This is a genomic window from Aeromicrobium sp. JJY06 (assembly GCF_044069275.1).
GTDB classification, from domain to species: Bacteria; Actinomycetota; Actinomycetes; order Propionibacteriales; family Nocardioidaceae; genus Aeromicrobium; species Aeromicrobium tamlense.
In genome coordinates this window covers 140722-156928 of record NZ_JBIMRD010000001.1, presented here as the reverse complement: position 1 = coordinate 156928, position 16207 = coordinate 140722, and the positions used below count along the sequence as shown (strand labels likewise).

The 16207-nt window shown below is 70.2% G+C and carries 16 protein-coding genes; 13 read left to right on the top strand and 3 right to left on the bottom strand.

What is annotated here, in order from left to right; translation table 11 throughout:
* Positions 1-15 precede the first annotated feature (15 nt).
* Positions 16-276, bottom strand: a complete 261-nt coding sequence (gene rpsT / locus ACGWYL_RS00770; protein WP_179423740.1) for a 30S ribosomal protein S20 — start codon at positions 274-276, stop codon at positions 16-18.
* 145 nt (positions 277-421) lie between these two features.
* Between rpsT and ACGWYL_RS00765 the strand changes: the two genes are divergently transcribed.
* The 7 genes from ACGWYL_RS00765 (at position 422) to ACGWYL_RS00735 (ending at position 9500) form a co-directional block, all read left to right on the top strand.
* Complete coding sequence (locus ACGWYL_RS00765) at positions 422-763, top strand: hypothetical protein (protein ID WP_179423742.1); 342 nt, start codon at positions 422-424, stop codon at positions 761-763.
* Between the two features lie 46 nt (positions 764-809).
* Entirely contained in the window at positions 810-2669 is a 1860-nt protein-coding gene (lepA, locus tag ACGWYL_RS00760; protein WP_179423744.1) for a translation elongation factor 4, read from the top strand.
* Between the two features lie 99 nt (positions 2670-2768).
* Positions 2769-4604, top strand: coding sequence for an AMP-dependent synthetase/ligase (locus tag ACGWYL_RS00755; RefSeq protein WP_395486157.1), 1836 nt, complete (start codon positions 2769-2771; stop codon positions 4602-4604).
* A 24-nt stretch (positions 4605-4628) separates the two neighbouring features.
* Positions 4629-5744: a radical SAM family heme chaperone HemW gene (gene hemW, locus ACGWYL_RS00750; RefSeq protein WP_179423748.1), complete on the top strand. Its 1116-nt coding sequence runs from the start codon at positions 4629-4631 to the stop codon at positions 5742-5744.
* A 40-nt stretch (positions 5745-5784) separates the two neighbouring features.
* Positions 5785-7215, top strand: a complete 1431-nt coding sequence (locus ACGWYL_RS00745) for a basic amino acid/polyamine antiporter (RefSeq protein ID WP_395486156.1) — start codon at positions 5785-5787, stop codon at positions 7213-7215.
* A gap of 22 nt (positions 7216-7237) precedes the next feature.
* Positions 7238-8488 carry an arginine deiminase gene (locus tag ACGWYL_RS00740; protein ID WP_395486155.1) on the top strand — a complete coding sequence of 417 codons (1251 nt, stop codon included), beginning with the start codon at positions 7238-7240 and terminating at the stop codon, positions 8486-8488.
* Positions 8469-9500: a lysylphosphatidylglycerol synthase domain-containing protein gene (locus ACGWYL_RS00735; protein ID WP_395486154.1), complete on the top strand. Its 1032-nt coding sequence runs from the start codon at positions 8469-8471 to the stop codon at positions 9498-9500. Before ACGWYL_RS00740 ends, ACGWYL_RS00735 begins: the two co-directional genes overlap by 20 nt.
* Here ACGWYL_RS00735 and ACGWYL_RS00730 read toward each other — a convergent pair.
* Positions 9484-10320: a DUF3097 domain-containing protein gene (locus tag ACGWYL_RS00730; RefSeq protein WP_179423756.1), complete on the bottom strand. Its 837-nt coding sequence runs from the start codon at positions 10318-10320 to the stop codon at positions 9484-9486. The two genes, ACGWYL_RS00735 and ACGWYL_RS00730, sit on opposite strands and share 17 nt — an antisense overlap.
* Positions 10313-10741, bottom strand: a complete 429-nt coding sequence (locus tag ACGWYL_RS00725; RefSeq protein ID WP_269302951.1) for a hypothetical protein — start codon at positions 10739-10741, stop codon at positions 10313-10315. Before ACGWYL_RS00725 ends, ACGWYL_RS00730 begins: the two co-directional genes overlap by 8 nt.
* A 113-nt stretch (positions 10742-10854) precedes the next feature.
* Here ACGWYL_RS00725 and hrcA point away from each other — a divergent pair, with 113 nt between their 5' ends.
* The 6 genes from hrcA to ACGWYL_RS00695 are packed head-to-tail and all read left to right on the top strand — an operon-like array spanning position 10855 to position 16193.
* On the top strand, positions 10855-11871 hold the full coding sequence (hrcA, locus tag ACGWYL_RS00720) for a heat-inducible transcriptional repressor HrcA (RefSeq protein WP_179423760.1): 1017 nt from the start codon (positions 10855-10857) through the stop codon (positions 11869-11871).
* A 34-nt stretch (positions 11872-11905) separates the two neighbouring features.
* The gene (gene dnaJ, locus ACGWYL_RS00715) at positions 11906-13054 is read left to right on the top strand and encodes a molecular chaperone DnaJ (RefSeq protein WP_218845727.1); all 1149 of its coding nucleotides are present in this window, start codon (positions 11906-11908) and stop codon (positions 13052-13054) included.
* Between the two features lie 27 nt (positions 13055-13081).
* Complete coding sequence (locus ACGWYL_RS00710; RefSeq protein WP_269302949.1) at positions 13082-13426, top strand: histidine triad nucleotide-binding protein; 345 nt, start codon at positions 13082-13084, stop codon at positions 13424-13426.
* 17 nt (positions 13427-13443) lie between these two features.
* Positions 13444-14466 carry a PhoH family protein gene (locus tag ACGWYL_RS00705; protein WP_179423764.1) on the top strand — a complete coding sequence of 341 codons (1023 nt, stop codon included), beginning with the start codon at positions 13444-13446 and terminating at the stop codon, positions 14464-14466.
* Positions 14444-14911 carry an rRNA maturation RNase YbeY gene (gene ybeY, locus ACGWYL_RS00700; protein ID WP_269302947.1) on the top strand — a complete coding sequence of 156 codons (468 nt, stop codon included), beginning with the start codon at positions 14444-14446 and terminating at the stop codon, positions 14909-14911. Before ACGWYL_RS00705 ends, ybeY begins: the two co-directional genes overlap by 23 nt.
* 1 nt (position 14912) lies before the next feature.
* The gene (locus tag ACGWYL_RS00695) at positions 14913-16193 is read left to right on the top strand and encodes a hemolysin family protein (protein ID WP_179423768.1); all 1281 of its coding nucleotides are present in this window, start codon (positions 14913-14915) and stop codon (positions 16191-16193) included.
* The last annotated feature ends 14 nt before the right edge of the window (positions 16194-16207 follow it).

The following is a 16207-nucleotide window of genomic DNA, read 5'->3' as shown; positions in this document are numbered from 1 at the left end:
CGTTCGAGGCGGAGCTCAGAGAGCGGCGGCCTTCTTGGCGATCGCCGACTTGCGGTTCGCAGCCTGGTTCTTGTGGATGACACCCTTCGAAGCAGCCTTGTCGAGCTTCTTCGCGGTGTCGGCGGCGAGGACCTTCGCCTCGTCGGCGTTGCCGGCCTCGACGGCCTCCTGGAAGCGGCGAACCGAGGTCTTCAGTGCCGAGCGCACGGACTTGTTGCGCTCGCGCGCGGCCTCGTTCTGCCGGTTGCGCTTGATCTGCGACTTGATGTTCGCCACGGCAAACCTGTTCTTTCGTCGTTCTGGGTGATGAGAAGTCTGGTCGCGTCCGAGCCCGTCGTACGGTGGGCTGGACACGCAATCGTCAATGCTACCAGCGGTGACGGTCGGTCCTCAAATCCGGTGCGTCTCGTAGGCTACGGGCGTGCAGCTCCTCTACGACATCCTGGTCTGGGTCCACATCGCGTGCTGGGTCGCGGCCCTCGTCCTGTGGGCCATGTCCCTCAAGGCTCCGCGCGTCCCGAAGGGCATGGCGCACGCCGTCGCCACGGCCCTGGTCATCGGCATCGTGCTGACCGGCATCGGCTCGGCCAGCGAGGCCGTCCACGACCCGAACAACGCGAAGGTGGGCGTCAAGCTCGTCATCGCCGCGGTCGCCACCGCGCTGGCGTTCATGAAGCAGAAGCTCCCCGCGCCGAACCCGTGGGGACACGTCGTGGCGGCCCTCGTGCTCGTCAACGTCGTGATCGCGTACGCCTGGCGCTGATCGGCTGTCACGACCCCTGTGCGGGTCGTGGACAATGGATCTCACCATGACGCGCCCCACCACCGCCCCGGCCCCGGGGTCGACGCCGCCCGACCTGCTGCGGAACTTCTGCATCATCGCGCACATCGACCACGGCAAGTCGACCCTCGCCGACCGCATGCTGCAGCTGACCGGCGTCGTGGACGAGCGCGCCGCCCGCGCCCAGTACCTCGACCGGATGGACATCGAGCGCGAGCGCGGCATCACGATCAAGAGCCAGGCCGTGCGGATGCCGTTCACGAAGTCCGACGGCGACGACGCGGGCACGACCTACGTGCTCAACATGATCGACACGCCCGGGCACGTGGACTTCACCTACGAGGTGAGCCGCTCGCTCGAGGCGTGCGAGGGCGCGATCCTGCTGGTCGACGCGGCCCAGGGCATCGAGGCGCAGACGCTGGCGAACCTCTACCTGGCGATGGACGCCGACCTGCACATCATCCCGGTGCTCAACAAGATCGACCTGCCGGGCGCGCAGCCGGAGAAGTACGCCGAGGAGATCGCCGGGATCATCGGCGGCGACCCCGACGACGTGCTGCGGGTCTCGGCGAAGACCGGCCAGGGCGTCGAGGCGCTGCTGAACCTCATCGTCGACGAGGTCCCGCCGCCCGAGGGCGATCCCGACGGCCCGCCGCGTGCGCTGATCTTCGACTCCGTCTACGACACGTACCGCGGCGTCGTGACCTACGTCCGCGTGGTCGACGGCAAGCTCAGCCACCGCGACAAGATCAAGATGATGTCCACCGGCGCGGTCCACGAGATGCTCGAGGTCGGCGTGATCAGCCCCGAGCCCGTCAAGGAGGACCACCTCGGCGTGGGCGAGGTCGGCTACCTCATCACCGGCGTGAAGGAGGTCCGCCAGAGCCGCGTCGGCGACACCGTAACGTCGGCCACGAAGCCGGCCTCCGAGCCGCTCGGCGGCTACCAGCACCCGAACCCGATGGTGTTCTCCGGCCTGTACCCGATCGACGGCGACGACTTCTCCACCCTGCGCGACGCGCTGGAGAAGCTGCAGCTCAACGACGCGGCGCTGGTCTACGAGCCCGAGTCGTCCGGCGCACTGGGCTTCGGCTTCCGCATCGGCTTCCTGGGCCTGCTGCACCTGGAGATCGTCCGCGAGCGGCTCGAGCGCGAGTTCAACCTCGACCTCATCTCCACGGCGCCCAACGTGGTCTACCGCATCGAGCTCGAGGACGGCAGCGAGCACGTCGTCACCAACCCGAGCGAGTACCCGAACTCGGGCAAGATCGCGAAGGTCTACGAGCCCGTCGTCTCGGCCACGATCCTGGCGCCCTCGGACTACATCGGCACGATCATGGAGCTCTGCCAGGCGCGACGCGGCCAGCTCGGCGGCATGGACTACCTGTCCGAGGACCGCGTCGAGATCCGCTACACGCTGCCGATGGGCGAGATCATGTTCGACTTCTTCGACGCGCTGAAGTCGCGCACGAAGGGCTACGCCTCGCTGAACTACGAGCTCGCCGGCGAGCAGGCCGCCGACCTGGTGAAGGTCGACATCCTGCTGCAGGGCGAGGTGGTCGACGCGTTCAGCGCGATCGTCCACCGCGACAGCGCCTACACGTACGGCGTCGCGCTCGCGGGCAAGCTCAAGGAGCTCATCCCGCGCCAGCAGTTCGAGGTGCCGATCCAGGCCGCCATCGGCGCGCGCGTCATCGCCCGCGAGAACATCCGCGCGATCCGCAAGGACGTCCTCGCCAAGTGCTACGGCGGCGACATCAGCCGCAAGCGCAAGCTGCTGGAGAAGCAGAAGGAAGGCAAGAAGCGCATGAAGATGGTCGGTCGCGTCGAGGTCCCCCAGGAGGCGTTCATCGCCGCCCTCTCCACCGGGGACGCCAAGCAGTCCTGAGCCCTCGGGGCCAACTGTGACGAGAAACACCCGCGTGGCCCGTACGCGCGGGTAGGGTGACGGGCATCACAGTGTCGACCGTCCCCCGGGAGCTCTCCAATGTCCGTCTCCGCCGCCGACCAACTCACGATCGTCCAGAACCGCGCCCGCAGCGTCGGTGAGCTGTTCTTCAGCCGCGTCGACGCGTCGGGTCCCCGCGAGGCGTTCCGCTACCCCGATGCCGACGAGAACTGGCACTCGCTGACCTGGACCCAGTCCGGCGAGAAGGTCACGAAGCTGGCTGCAGGCCTCGTCGCCCTGGGCGTCGAGCCCGAGGAGCGCGTCGCGATCGCGTCGGGCACGCGCATCGAGTGGATCCTGTCCGACCTCGCCATCAACTCCGCGGGCGCGGCCACGACCACCGTCTACCCCAGCACGGTGACGAACGACGTCGTCTACATCCTGGCCGACTCCGAGAGCCGCGTCGTCTTCGCCGAGGACGACAGCCAGGTCGCGAAGCTGCGCGAGGGCCGCGCCGAGCTGCCGCAGGTGGCCAAGGTCGTCGTCTACGAGGGCGAGACCGACGGCGACTGGGTCATCTCGTTCCAGGACCTGCTGGACCTCGGCGAGAAGCACCTCGCCGACCACCCGGGCGTCGTGCAGGAGCGCATCGCGGCCACGGGCCCCGAGTCCCTGGCCACGCTGATCTACACGTCGGGCACCACCGGCCGTCCCAAGGGCGTTCGCCTCGTGCACGACTGCTGGACCTACGAGGGCGCCGCCGTGGCCGCGCCCGGCTTCCTCTCCATCGACGACCTCGAGTACCGCTGGCTGCCGATGGCGCACTCGTTCGGCAAGGTGCTGCTGACGACGCAGCTCGCCGTCGGCTTCCCGTGCGCGGTCGACGGCCGCGTGCCGAAGATCGTCGAGAACCTCGCGGTCGTGAAGCCCACGTTCATGGGCGCCGCGCCGCGCATCTTCGAGAAGGCCTACGGACGCATCGTCGGCATGATGGAGGAGGAGGGCGGCCCCAAGCTCAAGCTCTTCCACTGGGCCGAGCGCGTCGGCCTGCAGGTCTCGCGCCTCACCCGGGCCGGCAAGCCCGTACCCCTGCCGCTGAAGGTGCAGCACGCGATCGCCGACAGGCTCGTGTTCTCCAAGGTCCGCGACCGCTTCGGCGGGCGCGTCCGGTTCTTCATCTCCGGCGCCGCCTCGCTCTCCACCGACATCGCCGAGTGGTTCCACGCCGCCGGCATCCTCGTGCTGGAGGGCTACGGCCTGACCGAGACGTCGGCCGGCGCCGTCGTGGCCCACCCCGACGACTTCAAGATCGGCACCGTCGGCCGACCGTTCCCCGGCTCCGAGGTCAAGATCGCCGAGGACGGCGAGGTCCTCATCAAGGGCCCGAACGTCATGCGCGGCTACCACAACCTCGAGACCGAGTCGGCGTCCGCGCTGACCGACGACGGCTGGCTCGCCACCGGCGACATCGGCGAGTTCGACGCCGACGGCTTCCTGCGGATCACCGATCGCAAGAAGGACCTCTTCAAGACCTCGGGCGGCAAGTACGTCGCGCCGTCGCACATCGAGGGCATCTTCAAGGCGGTGTGCCCGTTGGCCAGCCAGATGGTGGTGCACGGCAACGACCGCAAGTTCTGCTCGGCGCTCATCACGCTCGACCCCGACGCCGTCGACGGCTGGGCCGAGCACCACGGCATGTCCGGCAAGTCCTACCAGGAGATCGTGTCCTCGCCCGGCATCCAGCAGCAGATCGCGCAGGACGTGGAGGAGCTCAACGCGAAGCTCAACCCGTGGGAGACGATCAAGAAGTGGGCCGTCCTCGACCACGACCTGTCGATCGAGTCCGGGGAGATCACGCCGAGCATGAAGGTCAAGCGCCGGGTCGTCGAGGAGCGCTACGCCGACGTGCTCGACGGCTTCTACGCCGGGGCCTGACGGGCCGCCACGTACCCTTGGTGCGTGGCGTTCGGCATCTACCTGCACGTGCCGTTCTGCTCGGTGCGGTGCGGCTACTGCGACTTCAACACGTACACCGCCGACGAGCTCGGCGGACCCGACGTGGTCGGTGCGTCGCGCACCACCTACATCCAGGCGGCGCTGCGCGAGCTCGACCTCGTGCCCGAGCGCACGGTCGACACCGTGTTCGTCGGCGGCGGCACGCCGTCGCAGGTGCCTGCGGGTGACCTCGTGCGGTTCCTGAAGGCGGTCGACGCGCGCGGCGCGCTGGCCCCCGGTGCCGAGGTCACCACCGAGGCCAACCCCGACAGCGTCTCGCCGGCCTCGCTCGCCGAGCTGCGCGAAGGCGGCTTCACCCGGATCTCGTTCGGCATGCAGTCCGCCGTGCGGCACGTCCTGTCGGTGCTCGACCGCACGCACGATCCCGAGCGTGTTCCGCAGGCCGTGGCCTGGGCGCGCGAGGCCGGCTTCGAGCAGGTCAGCCTCGACCTCATCTACGGCTCGCCCACCGAGACGATGGACGACTGGCGTCACACCGTGGAGGCGGCGCTGGAGATGGAGCCCGACCACATCAGCGCCTATGCGCTGATCGTCGAGGACGGCACCGCCTTCGCCCGCAAGGTCCGTCGCGGTGAGGTCGTCATGCCCGACGACGACGAGACCGCGGACAAGTACCTGCTGGCCGACGACCTGCTCGAGGCCGCGGGGCTGCGCTGGTACGAGCTGTCGAACTGGGCTCGCGACGAGGCGGCACAGTGCCGTCACAACGTCGGCTACTGGAACGGCGGCGAGTGGTGGGGCGTCGGACCCGGCGCGCACTCGTTCGTCGACGGTGAGCGCTGGTGGAACGTCAAGCACCCCGCCGCCTACGCGCAGCGGCTCACGGCGGGGGAGTCGCCCCGTGCCGACGGCGAGCGTCCCGACGCCGACGCGCGTCACCTCGAGGACGTCATGCTGCGCATCCGGCTGGCCGAGGGGATCGAGCCGAGCCTGCTCGGCGACGTGAGCCGGTTCGTCGACGCGGGCTGGCTCGAGCCGCGCGGCGACCGCGTGGTGCTGACCCGCACGGGCCGCCTCATGGCCGACCGTGTGGTCCTTGAGGCTGTCGGCGACCTCTGAGGTCTGTTCGGCACCCTGTCGGCTGCGCTACGTTCGCCCCATGGGGGACGTGGAGGTCACCACCTCGAAGGTCAGCCGCCCGGTCCTGACCGCGATGGTCATCGGCTCCATGGTCGGAGCCGGGGTCTTCTCGCTGCCGGCGCGCTTCGGCACGGCCACGGGCGTCGCGGGCGCCCTCATCGCGTGGACGATCGCCGGCACCGGCATGCTCATGCTGGCCTTCTGCTTCCAGGCCCTCGCGGTGCGCAAGCCCGAGCTGGACTCCGGCGTGTTCATCTACGCCAAGGCCGGGTTCGGCGACTACGTCGGCTTCAACTCCGCGGTCGGCTTCTGGGCCAGCACGATGGCCGGCAACGCCTTCTACTGGGTCTTCATCTCCGCGACGATCGGCGCGTTCTTCCCCGAGTTCGGCGACGGCGACACGCTCCTGGCGGTCGCGATCTCCTCGGCGGGCGTGTGGGTGTTCCACGTCCTCATCGCGCGCGGCGTCCGCGACGCGGCCGTCATCAACCGCCTCGTCACGATCTTCAAGATCATCCCGATCCTCGTGTTCATCGTGGTGCTGGGCCTGAGCTTCGACGCGGGCACGTTCAGCGAGAACTTCTTCGCCTACGGCGACCTCGGCTCGATGACCGAGCAGGTCAAGAACACGATGCTCGTCACGACCTTCGTCTTCATCGGCATCGAGGGCGCGAGCGTCTACTCCCGCTACGCCCAGCGGCGCGAGCACGTCGGCCAGGCCACGGTGGTGGGCTTCCTGAGCGTGCTGGCGATCTTCTCGCTCGTCACCCTCGTGTCGTACGGCGCGTTCCCGCAGTCGCAGATCGCGAACACCCGGCAGCCGTCGATGGTGGGTCTCTTCGAGGAGACCGTCGGCCCGTGGGGCGAGTGGTTCATCAGCGCGGGTGTCATCGTGTCGGTGCTCGGCGCCTACCTCGCGTGGACCCTGATGGCCGCCGAGGTCGCGTTCGTCCCCGCCCGCAGCAACGACATGCCGCGGTTCCTCGGCCGCGAGAACGCCTCGGGAACCCCGATCGCCGCGCTCATCGCGACCACGATCGGCGTGCAGGCCCTGCTGGCGCTGACGCTGTTCGTCGACGACTCGCTCAACTTCATGCTGGACCTCACCACGAGCCTCGCGCTCGTGCCGTACCTGCTGGCGGCGGCCTACGCGCTGAAGCTGACCCTGTCGGGTGAGACCTACGAGGAGGACTCCTCCGAGCGGGTGAAGCACGGAGTCTTCGCGGGCGTCGCCACCGCGTACGCGATCTTCCTCTTCGTCGCCGCAGGTCTGGAGTTCCTGCTGTTGTCGTGCCTGCTCTACGCGCCCGCGGTGCTGCTCTACGTCATCGCGCGCTTCGAACGCCGTCTGCGGATCTTCACCGTGTCGGAGGGGGCGTTGTGCGCGATCATCTTCATGGGCGCCGTCGTCGCCCTGTTCGCACTCGTCACCGGCTGGATCACGCTGTGATGCCACGTCCCGAAGGAGCCCCATGACGAACCCGTCCGACGCCTACGGCGTCCACTCCGAGGTCGGTCGACTGCGGAAGGTCCTGGTCTGCGCGCCGGGTCTCGCGCACGAGCGACTCACGCCGTCGAACTGCGACGACCTGCTCTTCGACGACGTGCTGTGGGTGCAGAACGCGCAGCGCGACCACGAGGACTTCGTGGGGAAGATGCGCGAGCGGGACGTCGAGGTCGTCGAGCTGCACGACGTGCTCGCCGACACGATGGCCGACCGCGCGGCCCGGGCCTGGCTGCTCGACCGCAAGATCGTCGCGAACGAGGTCGGCGTCGGGCTCGTGGAGGAGACCCGCGGCTACCTCGACGACCTGCCCGCCGACGAGCTGACCCGCTTCCTCATCGGAGGCCTCTCCACCCGCGACCTGCCGCGCGAGCTTGCGCCGGGATACCGCGCGCTGGTGCGGGAGGCGCACGGCGGCCACGAGTACCTCATGCCGCCGCTGCCGAACACGCTCTACACGCGCGACACCACGTGCTGGGTGTACGGCGGCGTCACGCTGAACCCGCTGTACTGGGCGGCGCGCAAGGACGAGACGCTGCTGATGAAGGCGGTCTACGAGTTCCATCCCGACTTCGCCGGCTCGAAGGTCTGGTGGGGCGACCCCGAGGTCAACTGGGGGACCGCCACGGTCGAGGGCGGCGACGTCCTCGTCCCCGGCAACGGGGTCGTGCTGATCGGCATGAGCGAGCGGTCGTCGCGCCAGGGCATCACCCAGCTGGCCAAGTCGCTGTTCGACCAGGGCGCCGCCGAGAAGGTGATCGTCGCCGGCATGCCGAAGCTGCGCGCCGCGATGCACCTCGACACGGTGTTCACGTTCGCCGACCGCGACGTCGTGACGATCTACCCCGACATCGTGAACACGATCCACGCGTTCACCGTGCTGCCGGGCGAGGGTCTCCCGGGCATCGAGGTCATCGACCACGAGGACACCCCGTTCCTCGACGTGGTCGCCGACGCGCTGGGCATCGAGAAGTTCCAGGTCGTCGAGACGGGCGGCAGCGAGTACGACACCGAGCGCCAGCAGTGGGACAGCGGCAACAACCTCGTCGCCCTCGAGCCGGGCGTCGTGGTGGCCTACGACCGCAACACCCACACGAACTCGCTGCTGCGCAGGGCCGGCATCGAGGTCATCGAGATCGTCGGAGCCGAGCTCGGGCGCGGCCGCGGGGGCGGGCACTGCATGACGTGCCCGATCATCCGTGAGCCCCTCGACGGCTGAGCCGCGCCGCCGCTGGCTGCGCTTCGCGGTCACCGTCGGGTTGACGCTGCTGGTCCTGGTCGTCGGGATCAGCCTCGCGGACGAGATCGACTGGGAGGGCGTCCGGTCCTCGCTCGCCCGCCTCGAGGCGTGGCAGCTCGCGGTGCTGTGCCTGGGCCTGCTGCTGCGGCAGTGGCTCAACGCGCTGCCGCTGGCCCTGTTCATCGAGGGCCTCTCGTCGTGGCGGGCGATGCAGAACGACCAGGCCGCGATCCTCATGACCACGGTCGCGCCGCCCCCGGCGGACTACGTGATGCGGTTCGCCATCTTCACGTCCTGGGGGATCGCGCTGCCCGCCGCGGTGGCCGGCTCGGTCATGAACACGCTCTCGTTCTACGTCGTGCGGTTCGGGGCGCCGGTGCTGGGCAGCCTGCTGATGATCCTCCTCGGCACGTTCCACCTCGGTGAGCTGCTCGGCGCCCTGCCGAGCATGCTCGTGAGCGTCGCGATCCTCGGGGCGCTGTGGCTGGCGTTCCGTGGCGAGGCGTTCACGGCCGCGCTCGCGCGCCGGGCGGGCGACCTCGTGGCGCGGGTGCGGCCGAAGGTCTCGGGGGAGGCCTGGGCGGAGTCGGCGGCCGGCTTCCGTCGCCAGGTCATCGGGCGGGTGCCGCGGGCGCTGCCGCGCTCGCTGCTCGCGCTGACGGCCATGGTGCTGGTGGACGCGACGCTGCTCGTCGCGTCGCTCCGGTTCGTCGGTGTGGACGCCCAGCAGGTGCCCGCGATCGAGGTCGTCGTGGCGTTCCTCGTCGCCTACCCGCTCACGCTGTTCCCGTTCTCGGGCATCGGCATCCTCGACGCGGTGGTCATCGCGACCCTCCTCAGCGTCGGCACCGACGTGTACGAGGAGGGCGTGATCGCAGGATTCTTCGTGTGGCGCATCGTGACGATCGGCGGCCCGATCCTGCTGGGCCTGCTGTCGGTGGCGCTGTGGAAGTGGGAGCTGCTGCGGCGCCCGACTACGCCGGCTGCGTGACGAAGTCGATGAGCTCCTCGACCCGCCCCAGGAAGGCCGGCTCGAGGTCGGTCCAGGAGTCGACCCGGCCGAGGATCGCCTTCCACGCCCGCGCGATGTCGGCCTGCTCGGCGTGCGGCCAGCCGAGGTGGGCGCAGATGCCCTTCTTCCACTCGATGGTGCGGGGGATCGTGGGCCACGCGTCCATGCCGAGGCGCTGCGGCTTCACGGCCTGCCACACGTCGACGTAGGGGTGACCCACCACCAGCAGGTGCGGCACGTGGGCGACGGCGTCGGCGAGGCGCTGCTCCTTCGAGCCGGGCACGAGGTGGTCGACGAGGACGCCGAGGCGGCGCTTCGGGCCGGGGGAGAAGTCGCGCACGATGCCCGCGAGGTCGTCGATGCCGCCGAGGTGCTCCACGGCCACGCCCTCGGCGCGCAGGTCGTCGCCCCAGACCTTCTCGACGAGCTCGGCGTCGTGGCGACCCTCGACGAAGATGCGGCTGGGCAGCGCGACCTTCGCGCGGGTGTCGGCCGCGACGCGCGAGCCCGAGGCGGTGCGGGTGGGCGCGGCGGCGACCTTCGGCGTGGGCGCGACGAGCACGACGGGCTTGCCCTCCATGAGGAAGCCGGGGCCGAGCGGGAAGACCTTGCGTCGCATCCGGCGGTCCTCCAGCTCCACGGTGCCGAGGTCGCGCTCGACACGCATGATCTCGCCGACGAAGCCGGAGGAGGCCTCCTCGACGACCAGGCCGGGATCGGCGGCCAGCTCGGTGGAGCGGCCTCGGGCGGGCCGGCGCCAGTCGCCGGAGAGCACGTCGGACCCGTAGCGGTCAGCCATGGCCGAACCACACGCCCAGGAGTCGCTGGTGGAAGTCCTCGACGTCGTCCTTCGTGCCGCTGTCGAGCGTGTCGCCGGCGATGAGGCCGATCGCGAGGTCGACCGCGGCGGGCCAGGTCTCGGGGACCTCGGCCGGTATCTCGTCGGTGACGAGAGCGCCGAGCGCGACCTCGGGCGCGTGACCGGGGCGGGTGACCACCATGACGAGCTCGCCGCCCTCGGGCCCATGGCCCAGGTGCGAGACCTCGACGAACGCCTCGCCGACGGCGCCGGCCCAGACCGACGCCATCGAGCCGCCGCGCGACTCGTGGGCGACGGTGGTGCCGTCGGGGGCGGTCACGGCGTAGGGGGTGTAGACGAGGACCTGGTCCCCGTCGACGACCTCGATCGCGCCGTCGGGGCGCACGGAGACCTCACTCACCCCGACAGGTTGCCATGTCCGCGGACGCCGTTCGTGCAGGCACACCGCCCTCGACGGCCTCGCTAGACTGGCACTGGTCAGGGTCGAGTGCCAGCAGCGTGGGAGGTGACAGCGTGATCGAGGACCGCCGGCTCAACGTCCTGCGAGCCATCGTCGAGGACTACGTCGCCACGCAGGAGCCCGTCGGCTCGAAGGCGCTGGTCGAGCGCCACCGCCTCGGCGTCTCGCCCGCCACGATCCGCAACGACATGGCCGCCCTGGAGGACGAGGGGTACCTCACCGCGCCGCACACCAGCGCCGGCCGGATCCCCACCGACAAGGGCTACCGGATGTTCGTCGACCGGCTCGCCGAGGTCAAGGCGCTGTCGGGCGCCGAGCGCCGCGCGATCGAGACCTTCCTGTCCGGCGCGATCGACGTCGACGACATCGTCATGCGCAGCGTGAAGATCCTCGCCCAGCTGACCAACCAGGTCGCGATCGTGCAGTACCCGTCGCTGACCCGGTCGACGGTGCGCCACGTCGAGCTCGTCGCGCTCGAGGGCTCGCGCGTGCTGATCGTGGTCATCACCAGCAGCGGCCGCGTCGAGCAGCGCATCGTCGAGCTCGCCCAGACCCCCGGCGAGGGCCTGTTGGGCGACCTCAAGTCGCGCCTCGTGCGGGCCACCCTCGGCGAGCGCCTGCCCGAGGCCTCGCTGCGCCTGGCCGAGCTGATCGACACGTTCGAGGTCGACGACCGCCCCGTCGTCTCCGCGATCGTCACCACGCTGGCCAACACGTTCTCCAACGAGCGGTCCGACGAGCGCGTCGCGGTCGGTGGCACCGCCAACCTGGCCCGCTTCGGCGCCGACTTCGACACCGCCATCCGGCCCGTGCTGGAGGCGATGGAGGAGCAGGTCGTGCTGCTGCACCTGTTGGGGGAGGCCACGGTCGGCCCACACGTGCGGATCGGCCGCGAGACCGGACGCGACGACCTGTCGGGCACGGCCGTCGTCTCCAGCACCTACGGACCCGACGGGGAGTCCTTCGCCCAGCTGGGCACGATGGGGCCGACCCGCATGGACTACCCCGCCACGATGGCCGCCGTCGGCGCCGTCGCCCGCTACGTCGGGCGAATCCTCGCCGACGGCTGAGCGCTCCACCTCGGACTGCGAAAGAGAAGAGATCTTGGACTACTACGAACTGCTGGGCGTGTCGCGCGAGGCGACCCCGGAGGAGCTGAAGAAGGCCTACCGCAAGGCGGCCCGCAAGTGGCACCCCGACGTGAGCGACGCCCCCGACGCCGCCGAGCGCTTCAAGGAGGTCACGACCGCCTACGAGGTGCTGTCCGACCCCCAGAAGCGGTCGATCTACGACCGCGGCGGCGACCCGCTGTCGGCCGGCGGCGGCATGGGCGGCGGCTTCGGCCAGGGCTTCAGCTTCGACGACATCATGGACGCGTTCTTCGGCCAGACGTCGTCGCGCGGCCCGCGCCCGCGCACCCAGCGTGGCCAGGACGCGCTGCTGCGCCTCTCGGTCAGCCTCGCCGAGGCGGCGTTCGGCGTCCAGCGCGAGATCAAGGTCGACACCGCGGTCACGTGCGAGGTCTGCGACGGCTCCGGCGCGAACGCCGGCTCCGAGCCGGTCACGTGCGGCACCTGCCACGGTCACGGCAGCGTCCACCACGTCCAGCGCTCGCTGCTCGGCGACATCCGCACCTCGCGCCCCTGCCCCACCTGCCACGGCTACGGCACCGTCATCCCCGACCCCTGCCGCGAGTGCAACGGCGAGGGCCGGGTCCGCTCGCGCCGCAGCCTGCAGGTCAACGTGCCGGCCGGTGTCGACGACGGCAACCGGATCCAGCTCGCGGGCGAGGGCGAGGTCGGCGCCGGGGGAGGCCCCGCCGGTGACCTCTACATCGAGATCAAGGTGGCGCGTCACCCCGTCTTCACGCGTCAGGGCGACGCGCTGGCCTGCCAGATCACGGTGCCGATGACGGCCGCCGCGCTCGGCACCCGCATCGACCTGCCCACGATCGACGCCGACCGCGAGGACGTCGAGGCCGACCAGCGGACCGTCGCGATCGAGGTGCCCGCCGGCACGCAGTCGGGCGAGACCGTCGTGGCGCGCGGCCACGGCGTCCCGCGCCTGCGTGGCTCGGGACGCGGCGACCTCACGGTGCAGGTCGTGGTGGAGACGCCGCGCGACCTCGACGCCGAGCAGCGCGAGCTGCTGGAGAAGCTGGCCGCGTCCCGCGGCGAGGAGCACGTCGACCCGGTCGTGGGTCACCACTCCCGCTCCGGCGTCTTCGGCCGCATCCGCGACGCCTTCAAGTAGGCCGCGGCGGGTCGCTAGAGTCGCCCCATGGCTGCTGACTGCATCTTCTGCAAGATCGTCGCCGGGGAGATCCCGGCCGAGATCGTCGCCGAGTCCGAGCACACGATCGCGTTCCGCGACATCAACCCGAAGGCGCCCGTCCACGTGCTCGTGGTGCCGAAGGTCCACGAGCCCGACGCGGCCTCGCTCGCCTCGGCCGAGCCGGTCGTCGCGGCCGAGCTCCTCGCGCAGACGCGTGTGGTGGCCACGCAGGAGGGGTACGAGGACTACAACCTGGTGTTCAACACCGGGGCGAACGCGGGACAGACCGTCTTCCACGCGCACGTGCACCTGCTCGCAGGCGTCGACGTCTCGAAGCTGTTCCTGGCCTGACGCTACGCTGGAGGGGTATGACTGACGACACTGCACCGCCGCGGCACACGGTGACGATTCCCGCATCCGTGCCCCTGGTCTCCCTGTTCGGGCCCGCCGACGAGTTCCTGCGTCTCATGGAGGCGGCGTTCGACGCCCGGATCCATGCCCGCGGCAACGAGGTCACGATCACGGGCGAGCCCGCCGAGGCCGCCCTCGTGGAGCGACTCCTCGACGAGCTCGTCACGATCCTGCGCACCGGGCAGGCGCTCACGTCCGAGACGGTCGAGCGCAGCATCGGCATGCTGCGCACCGAGACGCAGGAGCGCCCGGCCGACGTGCTGAGCCTCAACATCCTGTCGAACCGCGGCCGCACGATCCGCCCCAAGACGCTCAACCAGAAGAAGTACGTCGACGCGATCGACGAGCACACGATCGTCTTCGGCATCGGTCCCGCCGGCACCGGCAAGACCTACCTCGCGATGGCCAAGGCCGTGCAGGCGCTGCAGGCCAAGGAGGTCACCCGGATCATCCTGACCCGGCCCGCGGTCGAGGCCGGCGAGCGGCTGGGCTACCTGCCGGGCACCCTCAGCGAGAAGATCGACCCGTACCTGCGTCCGCTGTACGACGCGCTGCACGACATGCTCGATCCCGAATCGATCCCCAAGCTGCTGACGTCGGGCGTCATCGAGGTCGCGCCGCTGGCCTACATGCGCGGCCGCACGCTCAACGACGCGTTCATCATCCTCGACGAGGCGCAGAACACCACCGCCGAGCAGATGAAGATGTTCCTCACCCGCCTGGGCTTCGGCTCGAAGATGGTCGTCACGGGCGACGTCACGCAGGTCGACCTGCCCGGTGGCGCCACCAGCGGCCTGCGCGTGGTGCAGCAGATCCTCGACGACGTGCGCGACGTGCACTTCAGCCGGCTCACCAGCCACGACGTCGTCCGCCACAAGCTGGTCGGCCGCATCGTCGCCGCCTACGACCAGTACGAGGCGAACGGTCGCGGACGCGCCGACGCCGCCGGGGGAGCGCATGACCGTCGACGTCCTCAATGAGTCCGGGGTCGACGACGTCGACGTCGCGGCCCTCACCTCGCTGTGCCGGTTCGTCATGCGCCGCATGCGCCTGCACCCGCAGACCGAGATGACGCTGCGCCTCGTCGACGTCGACACGATCGCCGTGCTCAACGAGCAGTGGATGGGCAAGAAGGGCCCCACCGACGTGCTCTCGTTCCCCATGGACGAGCTGACGCCGGGCCGCGACGACGAGGAGCGCGACGCGGGCTACCTCGGCGACATCGCGCTGTGTCCTCAGGTCGCCGAGCAGCAGGCCCCGGCCGCCGGTCACGACCGCGACGACGAGATGGCGCTGCTCACCGTCCACGGCATCCTGCACCTGCTGGGCTACGACCACGCCGAGCCCGAGGAGCACGCCGAGATGTTCGGCATTCAGGGCCGCCTGCTGCTCGAGTGGGCCGACCCGGCCCTCCGGGAGAGCTGAGATGAGTGGTCCAGCCATAGCCCTGGCCGTCTTCCTCGTGGTGCTGGCCGGCGTGCTGGTGGCGGTGGAGGCGGCCCTCTCCACGTTCTCGCGCGCCCGCGCCGACGAGCTCACCGAGGCGGGCGTCGGCGGCGCCAAGCGCCTCGCGCGGATCCTCGAGGACCCGGCGCCCTACCTGAACTCCGTGCTGCTCCTGCGCATGCTGGCCGAGACCACGGGCATCGTGCTCGTCGCGGCGATCGTCGCCGACGAGGTCGAGGGCTACTGGCAGAACGTCCTCATCGCCGCCGGTCTCATGTCGGTGGTGTCGTTCGTCGTCATCGGCGTCGCGCCGCGCACGCTGGGCCGGCAGCACTCCGAGAGCATCGCCGTGGCCTCCGCCGCGCCGGTGATCTGGCTGACCGTGCTGCTGGGTCCCGTCCCGCGGCTGCTGATCCTGCTGGGCAACGCGCTCACCCCGGGCCGCGGCTTCGCCGAGGGCCCGTTCGCGTCGGAGGTCGAGGTCCGCGAGCTCGTCGACCTCGCCGCCGCCAGCTCGGTGATCGAGTCCGACGAGTCCAAGATGATCCAGTCCGTGTTCGAGCTGGGCGACACGATCGTCCGCGAGGTCATGGTGCCGCGCCCCGACCTGGTCTACATCGAGAAGCACAAGACGCTGCGCCAGGCGATGTCGCTTGGCCTGCGCAGCGGCTACTCGCGCATCCCCGTGATCGGCGAGAACCTCGACGACGTCATCGGCATGGCGTACCTCAAGGACGTCACGAAGCGCGTCTTCGACAATCACGCGGCCGAGACCACCGAGAAGGTCGACTCGATCTGCCGCCCGTGCGTCTACGTGCCCGACACCAAGCACGCCGACGACCTGCTGCGCGAGATGCAGGCGCAGCGCACCCACGTGGCGATCGTGATCGACGAGTTCGGCGGCACCGCCGGCATGGTGACGATCGAGGACATCCTCGAGGAGATCGTCGGCGAGATCACCGACGAGTACGACGACGAGCCCGATGAGCGCGAGCAGCTGTCCGACGGCGCCTGGCGCGTCAGCGCCCGCTTCGACGTCGACGACCTCGAGGAGCTCTTCGGCATCCCCGTCGAGGACGAGGACGTCGACTCCGTGGGCGGCCTCATGGCCAAGCACCTCGGCACCGTCCCGATCCCGGGCTCGGTCGTCGAGGTCGACGGCCTGCGCCTCGAGGCCCAGGCGCCCCAGGGCCGCCGCAACCGCATCGGCCGGGTCGTCGTCTCGCGCGTCGAGCCGCTGGACGTCACGGCCGAGGCCTGAGCCCGGCCGGTACA

Bases quoted from the DNA above. Each gene is read 5' to 3' on its own strand.
- lepA (WP_179423744.1), top strand. From the start codon at position 810: ATGACGCGCCCCACCACCGCCCCGGCCCCGGGGTCGACGCCGCCCGAC.
- ACGWYL_RS00755 (WP_395486157.1), top strand. From the start codon at position 2,769: ATGTCCGTCTCCGCCGCCGACCAACTCACGATCGTCCAGAACCGCGCC.
- ACGWYL_RS00745 (WP_395486156.1), top strand. From the start codon at position 5,785: ATGGGGGACGTGGAGGTCACCACCTCGAAGGTCAGCCGCCCGGTCCTG.
- ACGWYL_RS00740 (WP_395486155.1), top strand. From the start codon at position 7,238: ATGACGAACCCGTCCGACGCCTACGGCGTCCACTCCGAGGTCGGTCGA.
- ACGWYL_RS00730 (WP_179423756.1), bottom strand. From the start codon at position 10,320: ATGGCTGACCGCTACGGGTCCGACGTGCTCTCCGGCGACTGGCGCCGG.
- ACGWYL_RS00710 (WP_269302949.1), top strand. From the start codon at position 13,082: ATGGCTGCTGACTGCATCTTCTGCAAGATCGTCGCCGGGGAGATCCCG.
- ACGWYL_RS00705 (WP_179423764.1), top strand. From the start codon at position 13,444: ATGACTGACGACACTGCACCGCCGCGGCACACGGTGACGATTCCCGCA.
- ybeY (WP_269302947.1), top strand. From the start codon at position 14,444: ATGACCGTCGACGTCCTCAATGAGTCCGGGGTCGACGACGTCGACGTC.
- ACGWYL_RS00695 (WP_179423768.1), top strand. From the start codon at position 14,913: ATGAGTGGTCCAGCCATAGCCCTGGCCGTCTTCCTCGTGGTGCTGGCC.